This is a genomic window from Nonomuraea sp. NPDC051298 (genome assembly GCF_055586305.1).
Map to the genome: position 1 here is coordinate 208,733 of NZ_JBVJIM010000005.1, position 14,962 is coordinate 223,694.

A 14,962-nucleotide genomic window follows, 5' to 3' on the forward strand; every position below is an offset into this window, starting at 1 on the left:
GCTCGACCGGCCCGTGAACCGTGATAATAATACCGGTATAGTTATCGGCATGCGGGAGGGATCGTGATCGAGATCAAGACGGCCGGCGAGATCGCCGCCATGCGGGAGTCGGGGAAGGTCGTGGCCGCGGTCCAGGCCGCGGTGCGGCAGGAGGCGGCCGTCGGGGTGACGCTGAAGCGCCTCGACGAGGTGGCCAGGACGGTCATCGCGGAGGCCGGGGCGGGGGCGTCGTTCCTGGGCTATCACCCGTCGTTCGGCGCGATGCCGTACCCGGGGGTGATCTGCACCTCGGTGAACGGGGTCATGCTGCACGGGCTGCCCACCCCCTACCGGTTGCGCGACGGTGACCTGATCAGCGTGGACTGCGGCGCGTACGTCGACGGGTGGCACGCCGACGGCACCGTCAGCTTCACCGTCGGGCAGCCCCGGGCCGAGGACCTCAAGCTGATCAGGGTCGCGGAGGAGACGCTCGCGGCGGGCATCGAGGCGGCGCGGCCCGACGGCCGGATGGGTGACATCGGGCACGCCATGTCCACGGTCGGTCGCGGCGCGGGCTACGGCATGCAGAACGACTTCGGCGGCCACGGCATCGGCCGGGCCATGCACGAGTCGCCGTTCGTGCCCAACGAGGCCCGTCCTGGGCGGGGCATCCGGCTGCGGCCGGGGCTGGTGATCGCGATCGAGCCCAGCCTGATGGCCGGCGGGCGCGATCGCTACTACATGGACTCCGACGGCTGGTCGGTGTGCTCGGGCGACGGGAGCAGGAGCGTGCACGTCGAGCACACCGTGGCCATCACCGAGGACGGCCCGGTGATCCTCACCCTGCCGTAGATCCGCCCTTCGCAAAGGGTGACGATTTCGTACATCAACCCGCATATCGGGCGGTGATTTGCGGGCACCTCTCGGTCATGAGGTGGTCAGGAATGGATCTTCGGGGCTTCAGCCGCTGGCACCTGCTCGTCAAGTAGGACGATCTTCGTTACCTGTTTGGCCTGACGCCGTCTTCAAGCAGGTCAAGAGCAAAAATGTGGGCGTTTGTCGAACTTGGGCGGGGGGCAGATCTTCCTCCGAACGCTACGGAGAGTAGTCGAGAGGTATCAGGGGGAAACACTATGTACAGACAAGGACTCGTCCTGGCCGGGCTCGTCGGCGGGATGGTCATGTTCGGGGGCTCCGCGCTCGCTGCGTCACCCAGCGTCACGGCCGAGTCCGCTCAGGCCCGCATCCTTCCCGGCCCGAACCACGGGCACGACGACAAGAAGGAGTGGGACTTCGGCGAGTGGAACAACTTCGGCGAGGACAACGACATCCTCGACCTGGACCTCCTGAACCAGCTCCTCAAGTCCGTGCTGAGCGGCTGACGAGAACGTACTAAGGGGCCCGCCCTGAGGGCGGGCCCCTTCGCCGTGTTCCGGGGCCGATCGCCGGGGTGACTTGCCTCTGACACCGTGTCATGGCCTTGCATCGGGTCCATGTTCGCCTACATCGGATCAGGACCGTACTGCTACGCCAACTCCCTGGCCATGATGCTCGGCCAGGCCGCCCCGGCCGCCGGGGTGATCGAGACGCTGACGGGGTCGCCGTTCGGGATGCAGCTCATCGGGGGCGCGGAGCCGTACTTCGACCCCTACGGCTGGGACCCCGAACTCGGGCTCGACGCGGCCGTCCAACTGCTCGGCTGGGAGTGCGAGCGCACTCACGGCGGCACGCCGGAGGAGGCGCTCGACCGGCTGCGCGCCGCTCCCGGCCCTGCGCTGGCCGGACCGGTGGACATGGCGCTGCTGCCGTACCTGTCCGGGGTGAGCGGTGACCACTACGTGGTGGTGCTCGCGGTGGAGGACGGCACCGTCGTGGTGCACGACCCGCACGGCCATCCGTACGCCACGCTGCCCGTCGCCGCGTTCCTGGCCGCCTGGCGGGGGGAGGCGGTGGCCTACCTCGACACGTCCTATGTGCTGAGAACCGGGTTCGCGCGGGTCCGGGAGACCTCCGTGCCGGAGGCGTTGCGCGCCTCGCTGCCGGGCGCCGTCCGGTGGCTGGCGGGCCGCGACGATCTGCCGGTGCCCCCGGGCACCCTGGGCGGTGCCGCGGCGGCGTCGCGCCTGGCCGAACTGGTGGAGGGCGGACTGGACGACGGGGTGCGCGGGTTGCTCGTGCACTTCGGCGTGCGGGTGGGCGCCCGGCGGGCGGCCGACGCGGCCATGTGCCTGGAGAGCCTCGGGCTCAAGGAGGCCGCGGCCGCCGCCGCCCGGCAGGCCCGCGTGCTCGGCGGGCTGCAACATCCGCTGGTCACGGGCGACGACGCGGCCGTGGCGGCGGGGCTGCGCCGGCTCGCCCCCGGCTACGACGGGCTGCGCGCCGCGCTCGGCCGCTGACCGCCCCGTCGGTGGCGGGATGATCGGTGGCGGGATGAGAGGTGCGGACCCGGCCGCGGTCCTGTGCGGGGGGAGGCGCGGCCGGGTCCGCTCGGAGGGGAGCGTGTGAGCGTGTCTCAGCGGGCGGCGAAGTCCTGCGTCCAGACCCGGCCCTCGGCGTCGTGACCGACCCCGATGTGGGTGTAGGAGCAGTTCATGATGTTGGCCCGGTGACCGGGGCTGTTGAGCCAGCCGCGGACGACGGCGGCGGCGCTGGGATGGCCGTCGGCGATGTTCTCGGCGGCCCGGCTGAAGACGAAGCCGGCCGTCCTGATGCGCTGGGCGAACGTGCGGCCGTCGCGCGAGTCGTGCGAGAAGTAGTCGTTGCGTGCCATGTCGGCCGAGTGGCGCTCGGCGGCGAGGTGCAGCCTGGCGTCGTGGATGAGAGGGCGGCAGCCCTGCCTGGCCCTGGCCTCGTTGGTGAGCCTGACGACCGCCGTCTCGGCGGCCGAGGCGAAGCCGGCGCTCGAGGCCGTGCGAGCGCACGACAGGTTCGCCGAGCCCGACTGGTCCTCGCGGCCCTGCGAGTCGAGGGCGACCACGTAGTAGCGGCGCGAGGTGGCGGTGCAGTCGGCGTTCGCGGTGATGCGGGCGTTGCCGACGAGCTTGGAGCCGCTCTTGACGACCTGGTCGTCGCCCGGCACGGCGACCTGGATGCGGACGCGGAGGCGAGCCTGGTCGGCGCAGCCCGCTCGGGCCACGGTGCCGCGGATCTTGCCCTGGGAGACGTACGGCTTGAGCGCGAGCACGCGGCACGCCTGGGCGGCGGCGGGACGGGCGGCGGGACGGGCGGTGGTGGGACGGGCGGCGGTCGGGCTGGCGGTGGTCGGCTCGCCGGAGGCCGCGACGGGCGCGGGCGAGCTGCATGCCGCGAGACTCCCGAGGCAGGCGATCGCCTGGAGCTGTCTGCGCATTCTGGTCCTCCGATTGAGGCTCGACAATGCGTCGAACCCGCATTCTGGTCGCCTGAAGTCGGCTTTGTCCGGAAATTGAGGGCCGAACTTGGAGCTCCAAGTGGCCGAACCGTAATGCAAGCCGCTCTGGACCCGGTAAACCATAGCGGCCCCCTGGGCGTCAGGGGGCCGCTGGACCGTTCAGCGTCTCGTCAGCACTTGACCATCTATGTGGTCGTCAGCAGTGGGTCGTCAGCATTGGGCGGGCTTGAGCCATGAGCACTCCAGGTCGCCGCCGCCCGGTGCGCCGTCCGTGGCGCGGAGCTGGGCGGTGTCGCCCGCGGCCGCCGTACGGGAGAACTGGGCGAGGCGTACGGCGATCTTGTCCTCGATGTCTTTCGGCGAGGACGACAGATACTGGTTGAGCATGATCGAGAAGATCAGCGGCTCACCGTCGGTGCTCGTGACGTAGCCGGACAGCGACGTGACCCCGGTCAGCGAGCCCGTCTTGGCGTGCACGTTGTCCGCCGCCGGAGTGCCGCGCATGCGGCTGCGCAGCGTGCCGCCGGTGAACCGGTCGGCGTTGCCCGCGATGGGCAGGGACTTGTACCAGGTCGGGAACCACGGCTTGCCGCGTACGGCCGACAGGAGCTGCACGATCGAGCCCGGCGAGAACCCGTCGCGCCGCGAGAGCCCCGAGCCGTCCCGCAGGTTGAGCACCTGCACGCCGTTCGCCCTGGCGAAGTCGGTGCTGACCTTGAGACCGGCCGCCCACGTGCCCTGGTTCGCGACCTTGCGTCCCATGGCCTTGGTGAGGATCTCGGCGTGGATGTTGTTGCTCAGCTTCATGAACGGCACCAGCAGCTCGCCCAGCGTCATCGACTCGTGCTCGGCCAGCTCCTTGGCGCCCGCCGGCGTCGCGCCGACGACGGTCGGCCCGAGCACCTTGACGCCGTGCCTGTCCAGCGCCTTGCGGAACAGCGACGAGACGTACGCGGTGGGGTCGTCCACGGCCACCCACTCCTGGTACGGCCCCGCCACCGTGCCGGTGATCACCACCGTACGCGTGCCGTGCTGCCGCTCGATGAGCACGTCGGTCTCGGAGCCCACGGTGGCCTTGTTGACGATCTTCAGGTAGTCGGTCGCGGGGGTGGTGGACACCTTGACCGCGTCCCCGTCGGCCGACACGGCGACGACCACCGAGCCGGCGTCGTAGTCCCGGTCGGGGGAGGCGGTCAGGGCGGAGATCGGCGCCGCGTAATAGGCGGTCTCGTCGTCCCAGGCCCAGTCGTTGCCGAGCCGCTGCGTGTCGAACCACGTGTCGTCCGCCACCAGTTTGCCGGTCACGACCTTGATGCCCGCGGCGGCGACCTCGGCGGCCAGCGCGTCGTAGTCCTCGGCCAGCATGGTGGGGTCGCCGGTGCCGCGCAGCACCAGGTCTCCGGTCAGCGCCGAGCCCGCCCTGCGGCCGGTGTTCAGCACGGTGGTGGGGAAGCGGTAGTCGAGGCCGAGCGTCTCCGCCGCCGCGGCCGAGGTGAACAGCTTGGTGTTGGAGGCGGGGATGAGGAGCTTGCCGGCGTCGGTGGCGTACAGTTGCTCGCCGGTCGTGGCGCTCTTGACCACGACGCCCGCGCGGGCGATGGTGAGGCGCGAGTCGCTGAGGATCTGGTTGAGGTCCTGGGTCAGGTCGGCCACGCCGGTGGAGGGGTCGAGCGCGACGGCGGGGCTGGAGGGTCCGGACGCCCACGCGAGGGCCGCGACGAGCGCGCCCGCGACGAGGGAGGCTGAGGTGCGCCGCATGGGGTCTCCAAGTGACTGGGGGATCGCATGAGAGCATGGATCAGCACAGTCAGCCTGTAATCCGCAAATATCCGTATTTATCGGCTATTGAGGGGTTCGTCAGGACGACGGCTGCTGCGACGTCACCAGGAACCCGCAGTCGCCGAACGAGATCTCGTCGCCCGACTTCACCCGCGCCGGCCCCACCAGCCGCCACCCGTTGAGCCGGGTGCCGTTGAGCGAGCCGAGATCGACCAGCATCCACCCGCCGTCGCCCTCGCGGCGCAGCTCGGCGTGCACCCGGGAGACCGTCAGGTCGGACAGGACGAGGTCGCAGGCCGACCCGCGGCCCACCACGTAACGCAGCCGGTCGTCGTGGGGCAGCGCGAGGCCCGGCAGCCGCGGACGCCGCCAGGCCGACTGGAGCTTGGTGGTGAACTCCGACACCGAGGAGACGGCGTCGGCCACCCGCTGCCGGAACGTCGCCCGTCGCGGCAGGTCGGCCACGAGTTCGTCGAGTTCGTCCTGGTTGCGGGCGCGCAGCGCCTGGTCCACCCGGCCGACGAAGGTGTCATGGGAGATCCGGCCCTCCACGGCGCGGTCCCTGAGCTCGTCGATCGCGCGGTCGCGTTCCCCGTCTGAGGCACGAAAGGGCGGAAGCGTGGAGCTCATGTAGCGAGTATCGGCCTGAACCTCGGCCCGTGTCCAGAATACGCGGATCAGTTGCGATAGACATACTCGGTATGCATACTCCGTATTCATGGTGATCAGTATCGGGCCACCCGCGTTGCCGAGCGCCGGATCGCGGCCCGGCCGCAGGGCCGTCTCCGAGGAGAAGATCCGATGACAGTGGTGGAGCTGCGGGAGGTCACCCGCGAGCACGGCCGGGCGCACGCGCTGCGGGGCGTGAGCCTGGAGGTCGCGGCGGGCGAACTGGTCGCGGTCATGGGCCCCTCGGGCTCGGGCAAGTCCACCCTGCTCAACCTGGCGGGCGGCCTCGACCGGCCCACCTCGGGCAGCGTGACGATCGAGGGCGAGGACCTCGCCGGGGTGCGGGACCTGGCCGCGCTCAGGCGCACCAGCGTCGGGTACGTCTTCCAGGACCTGAACCTCATCCCGTCCCTGACCGCCGCCGAGAACGTGATGCTGCCCAGGGAACTGCACGGCGTACGCGCCCGGCGGGCCCGCGCGGAGGCGCTGGCCGTCCTGGCGGAGGTGGGCGCGGCGGAGGTCGCGGGCCGACTCCCCGAGGAGCTGTCGGGCGGGCAGCGCCAGCGCGTGGCCATCGCCAGGGCGCTGGTGGGCGAGCGGCGGCTGCTGCTGGCCGACGAGCCGACCGGCGCGCTCGACACCGCCACCGGCGACGAGATCCTGCGACTCCTGCGCGCCCGAGGTGACGCGGGCGCGGCCGTGCTGCTCGTGACCCACGAGCCCCGCTACGCCGCCTGGGCCGACCGCGTGGTCTACCTGCGCGACGGGCTGATCGCGGAGGCGGGCTCCGTACGGCTGGAGAGCGCCAGATGAGCGCGCTGCGCGCCGCCCTGCGCATCTCCCGCAGGGACGCCCTCCGCTTCAAGGGCCGCAGCGCCCTGATCATGGTGATGATCGGCCTGCCGGTCCTGGTCATCTCGGCCGTGCTCACACAGATCGTCAGCACGGATCTGTCGCCACGCGAGGAGGTGCCGCACCGCCTCGGGTCGGTGGCCGACGCGGCCGTCTACACCCAGTCGCTCCGGCTCCCGGTCGCACAGGACCCCGCGGGCAGGTCCGGACAGCAGGGCACGAGCGACGCGCCGCCCGCAGGACTGTGGCCGACCTCCGAGGTCGCCGCGCTGACCGGCGGCCGGCTGCTGCCGTTCTACGCCTGGTCCACCGAGGTCCGCCTCTCCGACGGCTACGACCGCGTGGAACTGCTGGAGGTCGACCTGCGCGACCCGCTCGCCACGGGTCTGAGGACGCTCGCCGAGGGCAGGCTCCCCGCCACGCTCCAGGAGGTCGTGGTCACGCCCGCGCTGCTCGACCGGGGCGTACGCGTGGGCGGCACGATCGAGGTGACCCGTCGCGCCGCGCCGAAGCGCGTGGTGGGCGTCGTCGAGCACCCGGCCAGGCCCGGCATCCAGGAGGTGGCGGGCCTGTACAGCTCGGTGCTGCCGGACAAGACCGACCCGCAGGGCTCCGGCTGGCTCGTCGACACCCCGGCCCCGGTCACCTGGGAGGAAGTGCGCCGGCTGAACCAGGCCGGCCTGCGCGTGGCCTCCCGCGCCGTGATCGACGACCCGCGCATGGAGGCGCACGACCTCCTCCCCGGCTCCGAACAACAGTGGCGCTGGACGGCTATCGGCGTGCTGCTCGTCGTCACGGAGACGGTCCTGCTGGCCGGGCCCGCGTTCGCCGTGGGGTTGCGGCGGCGGGGCAGAGAGCTGGCCACGATCGCCGCCCAGGGCGGTTCGCCCGCTCACCTACGCACGATCGTGCTGGCCGACGGGCTGGTGCTCGGCGGCGTGGCGGCCCTGACCGGAGGCGCTCTGGGCGTCGGCGCGGGGCTGGTGGTGGAGCGGGTGCTGGCCCGGCTGCTGGATCGGACGAGCAGTTCGGAGGTGCCGTGGGCCGAGGTGCTGGCCGTCGTCGCGCTCGGGTTGCTCAGCGCGGTGGTGGCGGCCGTGGCCCCGGCCGTGCGGGCGGCCCGGCAGCACCCCGCCCAGGTGCTCGCCGACCGGCCCGCCGAGATCCGCGACCGCGCGGGCGCTCAGATCCTCTGGCCCGTGCTCGGGCTCGTGCTCGTGGTGCTGGGGGTGGTCGCGATGCTCACCCTGGGAGCCAGGGACGCCCTGGTGGTGGTGGCCTCGGCCACGGTGGTGCTGTTCGGGATGATCGCGCTGACGCCCTGGATCGTACGCCGTACCGGCGGGCTGGCCGCGCGACTGCCGCTGCCGGCGCGTCTGTCGGTCCGCGACGGCGCCCGCCATGGCATCCGTACGACCTCGGCGGTGGCGGCCGTCATGGCGGCCACCATGGGCGCGGTCACCGTCGGCATCGCCTTCAACAGCATGTACGTCATGCACCTGGACAACAACCGGACCGAGGTCCCCGACGGCACGTTGATCGCGCACGCCCCCGACATCGACGACCGGGCCTGGTCGAACGTACGGGCGGTGGCCCAGGAGAGGCTTCCTGGAGTGAGCCTGGTCACCGGGCTGGAGGCCGTGGACGACAAAGGGCGGAGCCTGGTCGCCACCGTCTCTCGGGGAGAGGAGCCGTGCTCTGACGGCTGCACGCACTTCGGGGTGTTCCCCTACGAGGCGGCCGTCGGCGACTCCCGGCTGCTCGCCCACTTCCAGGGCAGGCGGGACCCGCGGGCGCAGGCGGCGCTCGCCGAGGGCAGGGCCGTGGTCTTCGACTCCCGGCTGGTCAGGGACGGCACGGTCCAGGTGCGAGTGTCCGGCCTGGAGAAGAGCGACAGCGTGGCCACGTTCCGCGTGCCCGCCGTGGTGGCCCAGGGCGCCCAGCCCCACCAGGGCGGTGCGGTCCTGCCCGCCTCGGTGCTGGCCGGGGCCGGGTTGAGGACGGCCGAGCGGTGGATCTACGCCTCGCACGCCCCGGCCGACGTGCGGCGTTTCGAACGGGACCTGCAGGCGGTGGCCCGCCCCGCCCGAGCCTGGCTGGTCGACCCCGAGGACAGCTACGGCAGTCTGCTTCTCGTCATGAACGCGACTCTGGCGGGGGCCCTGGTTCTGGTGCTCGGCGGTACGTTCGCCGCCACCGGGCTCGCCGTCGCCGACATGCGCCGCGACCTCGACACCCTGTCGGCCGTGGGCGGACGCCCGCTCACCCGCAGGCTGGTGGTGGCGGCGCAGGCCGGTTACGTCGCGGGGCTCGGGGCCTTCATGGGCCTCGCGGGCGGCGCGGTCGCCGGGTACGCGCTGTCCGAGCCGCTGCGCGGTTTACGGGGGGCGAGCGGCGGGGCGGGGGCCGGGGTGCCATGGACGTCCGTGGCCGTGGTGGTGGGCCTGCCGCTGCTGGCGGCCCTGCTCGCGGGGCTGTTCACTCGGACGCGGACGGCACCGGTCCGGCGGGTGGCCTGAGCCTGTACTTGAGCGTCATCAGCACCGACGCGAAGATGATCAGCGCGGGGACCGTGGTCTGCCCGATGAGGACCGCGGTCACCGCGCTGTCCGGCTGCTGGACCGGCCGGCTCGGCTCCGACTCGATGAAGCCGCCGATCGACAGGATCACCCCGAAGATCAGCGCGCCGAACGAGCTGACCCCGCTCTCGATGGCCGTCCACAGGCCGGTCAGCACGCCCGCGCGCCGCTTGCCCGTCTTGGCCGCGTCCGCCGCGATCACGTCCGCGAGCATCGAGAACTGCAGGAGCTGTACGCCCGCGTATCCCACGCCCACCAGCAGGATCGTGCCGTGCGCCCACAGCGGGCCGAACAGCGGCGTGGCCATGGCGGCCGTCGTGCCGCCGCCGAGCAGCGCCGTGGCCAGGATCATCGCGCCGCGCTTGTCGAGACGCCTGGTCAGCCGCACCCACAGCGGCATCGTCAGCAGCATGGGGCCGACCAGCGCGGCGAAGAGCGTCTGCGTGGCCCCGGACGAGCCGAGCGTGTACGTCGCGAAGTAGGGCGCCGCGGCCAGCATCATGCTGACGGCCAGCATCTGCGTGCAGGCCAGCACCGTCAGCCACAGGAACGCCGAGTTCCCCTTGATCGCGGCGAACTGCTCGCGCCACCCGCCGCGATCCGCCTCGGGAGCGCCGGTCATGGGGGCGCGGGCGGTGCCGAAGAACGAGCCGAGCATGGCGACGAGCATGATGACCGCGATGGTGAGCGCCATCAGCCGGTAGCTGTCCAGCGTGCCGTGCTCGCCGCCGCCGTTGGCGATGGCCGGGGCGAGCACGCCGCTGATGGCGGTGGCCGCGCCGATGAACACCATCCGCCACTGCAGCAGCGACGTACGCTCGTGGTAGTCGTGCGTCATCTCGCCGGGCATCGCCTTGTACGGCACCTCGAACAACGCGTACGCCGTCGCCGTGGCCAGGAAGCAGAGCGCCACGTACAGGGCGGCCGGCACCCCGGTCAGCGGCGGCCCCGCGAAGACCAGGAAGAACGCGACCGGCAGCGTGCACGCCCCGGCCAGCAGCCACGGGCGGCGCGGCCCCCAGCGCGAGACGGTCCGGTCCGACCAGCGGCCGACCAGCGGGTTGACGACCAGGTCCCAGACCTTGGGCGCGGTCACCACCACGCCCGCCAGCCACGCGGGCACGGCCAGGAAGTTCGTCATGTAGAACAGCAGGAGCAGGCCGGGCACGGCGTTGACGGTGGCCGTGCAGAACGAGCCCACCCCATAGCCGAGGCGCACGCCCTTCGGGACGGTGGTCACGCTCACCGCCGGTGTGATCATGCCCATCATTGAAGCCGAGCGAGAGCTTGTTCGGGAGGGCCCACTTTTCGCGGGCCCCCCTCAAGCCGCCGTCCCGGGCCGACGCCGCCGCCCTCAGTCGCTGATGTCGGCTAGTCGCTCACGTCGGCGCACACCACGTGCGCGCCGATCTCGATCATCCGGCGTTCGCTGCGCGCGTCGGCGACCCTGGCCATGAGGATCGGCGCCCCCGAGGCGGCGAACTGCGGCAGCCGGGCGCGTACCAGGCGGTGCAGGTCGCGTACGACGTCCTCGGCGGCGGACATGTGCACCTTCACGTGCAGCATGATCCCCGTGGCCCCCGACGCCGTACGGGCCTCGGAGATCCAGACGTGGTGCACCAGCGGGAAATCCATGAGCAGGTACGCGATCGCCTGCCGCAGCGCGGGCAGGATCGGGTGCGCGCAACGCCGGTATCCCGGGTCCACCTGCTGCATGGGCCCCGACAGGTGCGGCCGGGGCGCGGGCACCCACGGCAGCGAGGGGGCCTGCGGGGTGGGCGGCGCCACCTGGGCCAGCGCGGCGCCGCGCGACACGGTGGCCATGGCGCCCGTGGCGTAGGCGGCGGGAGCCGCCCCCGACAGCACGGGCGTCGGCCCCGTCCGCGACGCGGTGAGGAAACGCTGCAGATCCTCGATGGGCACGGCCGCGGCGGCCGGTCCGGCCGCGTCGATCACGATCTCGCGTACCCCGGTGACCCGCTGGATGTCCAGGATGGTGTCGGCGTCGCACGCTGAGAGGGAATGAGTGCCACGGTGCCTGGCGTAGGTGGCGGGGCTGGTGTACCCGAGCAGGACACGGTCGCCGACCTGGGTCGTGCCCAGGACGACGGAACGATCTGTTCGCACTGCCACCAGGACTCCACCGTCGGCAAGTGCGCTCAGCAGGCGGTGCGGAGTGCCATGCTGAGCGAGCACGTCGGCAAGCGCAGGATTCCCGATGCTCATAGGACGAACCATAGGTAGTCGGCCACGGCTTATCAGGCTAATGGTGAATAAATCTCCCGATCAAGACAAAGATGGGCCCTACGTGGATGACTTTGTGGCGCGGTGGGTACCGCGATCCTCGTCTCACTTCGTGGGTCTCTCGTGAACGCGTTCACAAGCGGTGGATAGACTCTGTGGGACCGCCGGGGGGATCCGTGGACGTGTCCCCCCATGCCCGCCGTGCCCAATAAGGATCCACACCAGTGAACAAGCCCGTCGTTCTGGTCGCAGAGGAGCTGTCCGAGGCTGGCCTCGCCGTACTCGGCGCTGATTTCGAGGTCCGCCACACCGACGGCGCAGACCGTTCCCAGTTCCTGCCCGCACTCGCCGGTGTGGACGCGCTGATCGTCCGCTCGGCCACGCAGGTCGACGCCGAGGCCATCGCCGCGGCGCCCAAGCTGCGCGTCGTCGCCCGCGCCGGCGTCGGCCTCGACAACGTCGACGTCGACGCGGCCACCAAGGCCGGTGTCATGGTCGTCAACGCGCCGACCTCCAACATCACCAGCGCCGCCGAGCAGACCATCGCCCTCATCCTGGCCAGCGCGCGCAACACGGCCCAGGCGCACGCCGCGCTGAAGAACGGCGAGTGGAAGCGTTCCAAGTACACCGGTGTCGAGCTGGACGAGAAGGTCATCGGCATCCTCGGCCTGGGCAAGATCGGCCAGCTCGTGGCCCAGCGGCTGGCGCCGTTCGGCGTCGAGCTGATCGCGTACGACCCCTACCTGCCGCCGGCCCGCGCCGCGCAGATGGGCGTCAAGCTGCTCGCCCTCGAAGAGGTGCTCAAGCAGGCCGACTTCATCACCGTGCACCTGCCCAAGTCCAAGGAGACGATCGGGCTCATCGGCGACAGGGAGCTGCACCAGGTCAAGCCGAGCGTGCGCATCGTCAACGTCGCCCGCGGCGGCATCGTCGACGAGGGCGCCCTGTATGCGGCGATCAAGGAGGGCCGGGTCGCGGGAGCCGGCCTCGACGTGTTCTCCAAGGAGCCGTGCACCGACAGCCCGCTGTTCGAGCTGGACCAGGTCGTCGTCACGCCGCACCTGGGCGCCTCCACGCACGAGGCCCAGGAGAAGGCCGGCACCCAGGTCGCGCGGAGCGTGAAGCTGGCGCTGGCGGGCGAGTTCGTGCCCGACGCGGTCAACGTCGAGGGCGGCGCCGTGGCCGAGGACGTCAAGCCGGGCCTGCCGCTGGCCGAGAAGCTCGGCCGGGTCTTCACCGCGCTGGCCGGCGAGGTGGCCACCAAGCTCGACGTCGAGGTGCGCGGTGAGATCGCCGCCCAGGACGTACGGGTGATCGAGCTGGCCGCGCTCAAGGGCGTGTTCGCCGACGTGGTGGAGGAGCAGGTCACCTACGTCAACGCGCCGCTGCTGGCCAAGGACCGCGGCATCACGGTCGAGCTGGTGACCAGCTCCGAGAGCCCCGACTGGCGCAACGTGGTGACCGTGCGCGGCGTGCTCGCCGACGGGCGTACGGTCTCGGTGTCCGGCACGCTCTCCGGGCCCCGCCAGATCACGAAGATCGTCGAGGTCAACGGCTACGAGATGGAGATCGAGCCGACGGCCCACCTGTGCTTCCTCACCTACACCGACCGTCCCGGCATCGTCGGCGTGGTCGGCCGGCTGCTCGGGGAGCACGGCATCAACATCGCGTCGATGCAGGTGGCCCGGGACGTCAAGGGCGGCAAGGCGCTCATCGCGCTGACCGTCGACTCCGCGATCCCCGCCGACATCGTCGAGCAGATCGTGACCGAGATCGGCGCCGAGAGCGGCCGCTCGGTGGACCTGGAGGACTGACCTCCTGCTCTTCCGTCCTGTCAGGGCCGTCACCCGATCCCGGGTGGCGGCCCTTTCGGCGTCTCAGCATGCGAGATACTAGGACATCCAACGAGATGCCTCGGGTACTGTGGCAGTGATGCGCCAGGTACTCGTACTCATTACCTGCCGCGGCGGGGCCTGTTAGGGCAGGTCGACGGCTCGCCGCGGAGATCGGCGCCTGTGTCGGCCAGTAAGTCCCCCAGTGAGTCCTACGCCCGGTCCGCGAGATCAGGCCCGGTCGGATTCGCGACCGGAGTCCGGCTTCCCCTCCTTTGGAACGCGTCCGCGAGAAGAGATGAGTCACATGTACGAGATGTATGCCTGGAACCGTGCCGAAGACCACGACGACGAGGCGGCCGAGGCCGTGCAGATCGCGCTGGACCGTCGCGACAACGGCGGCGCCCCCCAGAACTCCAGCCGGTAGGGCCCTGCCCCGTCCGTGCCGCTCCTGGTGACGCGGCGGCATGTCCGCACGTCAGGCCGGTGACAGGGGTACCGACACCTCCCTCCACGGATACGCAGAGTGCTGATAGCGTCGCGCTGCGTATTCGTTCGAGGTGGAGGTTCCCCATGTACGCTGCCCTGATCCGGCGCGCCGCCGCAGTCGCCCTGCCCGTCGTGGCCGGCGCGGCCCTGTTCGTCACCCCCGCCCACGCGCAGGCGGCCGAGCTGCACATCGTCAAGCACAACCTGCCCGCGGGCACCACCGAGCGCTGGGTCCTGACGTGCCACCCCGACGACGGGACGCACCCCGACCCGTTCGCCGCCTGCGACCGGCTCCGCCGCATCGGCGGTGACCTGGAGCGGATCAGGTTCCGGCCCGACGTGCCCTGCCCGCGGATCTTCGACCCCGTCCGGGTCGAGATCAACGGCTGGTTCTACGGTCAGCACAAGCACTTCGACGAGCACTACCCCAACCCGTGCTTCGTGGAGAAGATCGCGAGCCCGATCGTGCCCTGACCGGGAGTGATCGCATCCGCGCCGGGGCTTTGATCGACGGCCTGGCCAGGGGTGAGGGAGCACGGGCGGCCCCGTCCGCGCACGGGGCCGCCCGTGGCTTTCCGCGCCGGCGGCCCGTCAGAGGGTGGCCGTGACGATGGCGTCGGCGGGGGTCGTGCGCTCTTCGACCACCTTCGCCCAGAGGCGCACCCCCTTGGGGTCCGGCCGGACCGCGCCCACGAACGCGGTTCTGCGCCAGTCCGAGAGCTTCTCCTCCTTCACCACGTCGCCCGAGTGCGGCGAGTGCACCATGTAGCCGGGCTTGGAGATCATCCCGACGTGGCCCAGGTCGCTGAAGAACACCAGGTCGCCGGGCTTGAGCTGGTCCCAGGAGATCTTCCTGGAGAAGGCCGCGTACTGCTCGTTGGTGGTGCGCGGCAGTTCGATGCCGGCCGCCTCGTACGCCCTGAGCATGAGCCCCGAGCAGTCGTAGCCGCTGTCGCTGGTGCCGCCCCACACGTACGGGATGCCGCGCCTGTCCATGGCGAACTTGAGTGCCGTCTTCCAGGCGGGCTTCGGCGCGCTCTGCGCCCGGATGCGCTTGATGTCGTTGACGGTCAGGGTGGTGGGGTCGTCGTCGGTGTCGGCTTTGGCCGTCGTGTGGGCCTTGGCCGTGCGGGCCTGAGCCGCGGAGTGGGCGTCACCCGTGGTGCGGG

The 14,962-nt window shown here is 71.4% G+C and carries 14 protein-coding genes; 8 read left to right on the forward strand and 6 right to left on the reverse strand.

The window, feature by feature from the left end:
* Positions 1 to 63 precede the first annotated feature (63 nt).
* The 3 genes from map (at position 64) to ACZ6S0_RS17925 (ending at position 2,375) form a co-directional block, all read left to right on the forward strand.
* On the forward strand, positions 64 to 831 hold the full coding sequence (gene map, locus ACZ6S0_RS17915) for a type I methionyl aminopeptidase (protein ID WP_465918479.1): 768 nt from the start codon (positions 64 to 66) through the stop codon (positions 829 to 831).
* Between the two features lie 281 nt (positions 832 to 1,112).
* Positions 1,113 to 1,361, forward strand: coding sequence for a hypothetical protein (locus ACZ6S0_RS17920; RefSeq protein WP_344882374.1), 249 nt, complete (start codon positions 1,113 to 1,115; stop codon positions 1,359 to 1,361).
* 111 nt (positions 1,362 to 1,472) lie between these two features.
* Complete coding sequence (locus tag ACZ6S0_RS17925) at positions 1,473 to 2,375, forward strand: hypothetical protein (RefSeq protein ID WP_465918485.1); 903 nt, start codon at positions 1,473 to 1,475, stop codon at positions 2,373 to 2,375.
* Positions 2,376 to 2,491: 116 nt separating this feature from the next.
* On the opposite strand, the gene ACZ6S0_RS17930 is transcribed toward ACZ6S0_RS17925, so the two are convergent.
* The 3 genes from ACZ6S0_RS17930 to ACZ6S0_RS17940 all read right to left on the reverse strand — a co-directional run bounded on the left by ACZ6S0_RS17930 (position 2,492) and on the right by ACZ6S0_RS17940 (position 5,758).
* Entirely contained in the window at positions 2,492 to 3,328 is an 837-nt protein-coding gene (locus ACZ6S0_RS17930; RefSeq protein ID WP_465918488.1) for a CAP domain-containing protein, read from the reverse strand.
* A gap of 231 nt (positions 3,329 to 3,559) precedes the next feature.
* Positions 3,560 to 5,107 (reverse strand): D-alanyl-D-alanine carboxypeptidase/D-alanyl-D-alanine endopeptidase, encoded by a 1,548-nt coding sequence (gene dacB / locus ACZ6S0_RS17935; RefSeq protein ID WP_465918489.1) that lies wholly within the window; start codon positions 5,105 to 5,107, stop codon positions 3,560 to 3,562.
* Between the two features lie 99 nt (positions 5,108 to 5,206).
* On the reverse strand, positions 5,207 to 5,758 hold the full coding sequence (locus ACZ6S0_RS17940) for an FHA domain-containing protein (protein ID WP_465918490.1): 552 nt from the start codon (positions 5,756 to 5,758) through the stop codon (positions 5,207 to 5,209).
* 171 nt (positions 5,759 to 5,929) lie between these two features.
* Here ACZ6S0_RS17940 and ACZ6S0_RS17945 point away from each other — a divergent pair, with 171 nt between their 5' ends.
* Together ACZ6S0_RS17945 and ACZ6S0_RS17950 are read left to right on the forward strand one after the other, a co-directional pair.
* Complete coding sequence (locus tag ACZ6S0_RS17945; RefSeq protein WP_465918491.1) at positions 5,930 to 6,610, forward strand: ABC transporter ATP-binding protein; 681 nt, start codon at positions 5,930 to 5,932, stop codon at positions 6,608 to 6,610.
* Positions 6,607 to 9,168: an FtsX-like permease family protein gene (locus ACZ6S0_RS17950; protein WP_465918493.1), complete on the forward strand. Its 2,562-nt coding sequence runs from the start codon at positions 6,607 to 6,609 to the stop codon at positions 9,166 to 9,168. Before ACZ6S0_RS17945 ends, ACZ6S0_RS17950 begins: the two co-directional genes overlap by 4 nt.
* Here the strand turns inward: ACZ6S0_RS17950 and ACZ6S0_RS17955 are convergent.
* Complete coding sequence (locus ACZ6S0_RS17955) at positions 9,128 to 10,489, reverse strand: MFS transporter (RefSeq protein WP_465918496.1); 1,362 nt, start codon at positions 10,487 to 10,489, stop codon at positions 9,128 to 9,130. The genes ACZ6S0_RS17950 and ACZ6S0_RS17955 overlap by 41 nt on opposite strands.
* A 110-nt stretch (positions 10,490 to 10,599) precedes the next feature.
* A complete protein-coding gene (locus ACZ6S0_RS17960) occupies positions 10,600 to 11,454 on the reverse strand; it encodes a hypothetical protein (protein ID WP_465918498.1) in 855 nt (284 codons plus the stop codon).
* 242 nt (positions 11,455 to 11,696) lie between these two features.
* On the opposite strand from ACZ6S0_RS17960, the gene serA reads away from it, so the two are divergent.
* Both serA and ACZ6S0_RS17970 read left to right on the forward strand, forming a co-directional pair.
* A complete protein-coding gene (gene serA / locus ACZ6S0_RS17965; RefSeq protein ID WP_465918500.1) occupies positions 11,697 to 13,286 on the forward strand; it encodes a phosphoglycerate dehydrogenase in 1,590 nt (529 codons plus the stop codon).
* A gap of 591 nt (positions 13,287 to 13,877) precedes the next feature.
* Complete coding sequence (locus ACZ6S0_RS17970) at positions 13,878 to 14,267, forward strand: SSI family serine proteinase inhibitor (RefSeq protein ID WP_465918502.1); 390 nt, start codon at positions 13,878 to 13,880, stop codon at positions 14,265 to 14,267.
* A 117-nt stretch (positions 14,268 to 14,384) separates the two neighbouring features.
* Here ACZ6S0_RS17970 and ACZ6S0_RS17975 read toward each other — a convergent pair whose 3' ends face one another.
* Positions 14,385 to 14,789 carry a C40 family peptidase gene (locus ACZ6S0_RS17975; protein WP_465918505.1) on the reverse strand — a complete coding sequence of 135 codons (405 nt, stop codon included), beginning with the start codon at positions 14,787 to 14,789 and terminating at the stop codon, positions 14,385 to 14,387.
* Here ACZ6S0_RS17975 and ACZ6S0_RS17980 point away from each other — a divergent pair.
* A complete protein-coding gene (locus ACZ6S0_RS17980; RefSeq protein WP_465918508.1) occupies positions 14,788 to 14,931 on the forward strand; it encodes a hypothetical protein in 144 nt (47 codons plus the stop codon). The genes ACZ6S0_RS17975 and ACZ6S0_RS17980 overlap by 2 nt on opposite strands.
* Positions 14,932 to 14,962: the final 31 nt, after the last annotated feature.

Coding starts and splice junctions, on each gene's coding strand:
- dacB (WP_465918489.1), bottom strand. CDS start 5,107: ATGCGGCGCACCTCAGCCTCCCTCGTCGCGGGCGCGCTCGTCGCGGCC.
- ACZ6S0_RS17925 (WP_465918485.1), top strand. CDS start 1,473: ATGTTCGCCTACATCGGATCAGGACCGTACTGCTACGCCAACTCCCTG.
- ACZ6S0_RS17970 (WP_465918502.1), top strand. CDS start 13,878: ATGTACGCTGCCCTGATCCGGCGCGCCGCCGCAGTCGCCCTGCCCGTC.
- ACZ6S0_RS17920 (WP_344882374.1), top strand. CDS start 1,113: ATGTACAGACAAGGACTCGTCCTGGCCGGGCTCGTCGGCGGGATGGTC.
- ACZ6S0_RS17940 (WP_465918490.1), bottom strand. CDS start 5,758: ATGAGCTCCACGCTTCCGCCCTTTCGTGCCTCAGACGGGGAACGCGAC.
- ACZ6S0_RS17960 (WP_465918498.1), bottom strand. CDS start 11,454: ATGAGCATCGGGAATCCTGCGCTTGCCGACGTGCTCGCTCAGCATGGC.
- ACZ6S0_RS17945 (WP_465918491.1), top strand. CDS start 5,930: ATGACAGTGGTGGAGCTGCGGGAGGTCACCCGCGAGCACGGCCGGGCG.
- ACZ6S0_RS17930 (WP_465918488.1), bottom strand. CDS start 3,328: ATGCGCAGACAGCTCCAGGCGATCGCCTGCCTCGGGAGTCTCGCGGCA.
- ACZ6S0_RS17980 (WP_465918508.1), top strand. CDS start 14,788: ATGGCGAACTTGAGTGCCGTCTTCCAGGCGGGCTTCGGCGCGCTCTGC.
- ACZ6S0_RS17975 (WP_465918505.1), bottom strand. CDS start 14,789: ATGGACAGGCGCGGCATCCCGTACGTGTGGGGCGGCACCAGCGACAGC.
- ACZ6S0_RS17955 (WP_465918496.1), bottom strand. CDS start 10,489: ATGATCACACCGGCGGTGAGCGTGACCACCGTCCCGAAGGGCGTGCGC.
- ACZ6S0_RS17950 (WP_465918493.1), top strand. CDS start 6,607: ATGAGCGCGCTGCGCGCCGCCCTGCGCATCTCCCGCAGGGACGCCCTC.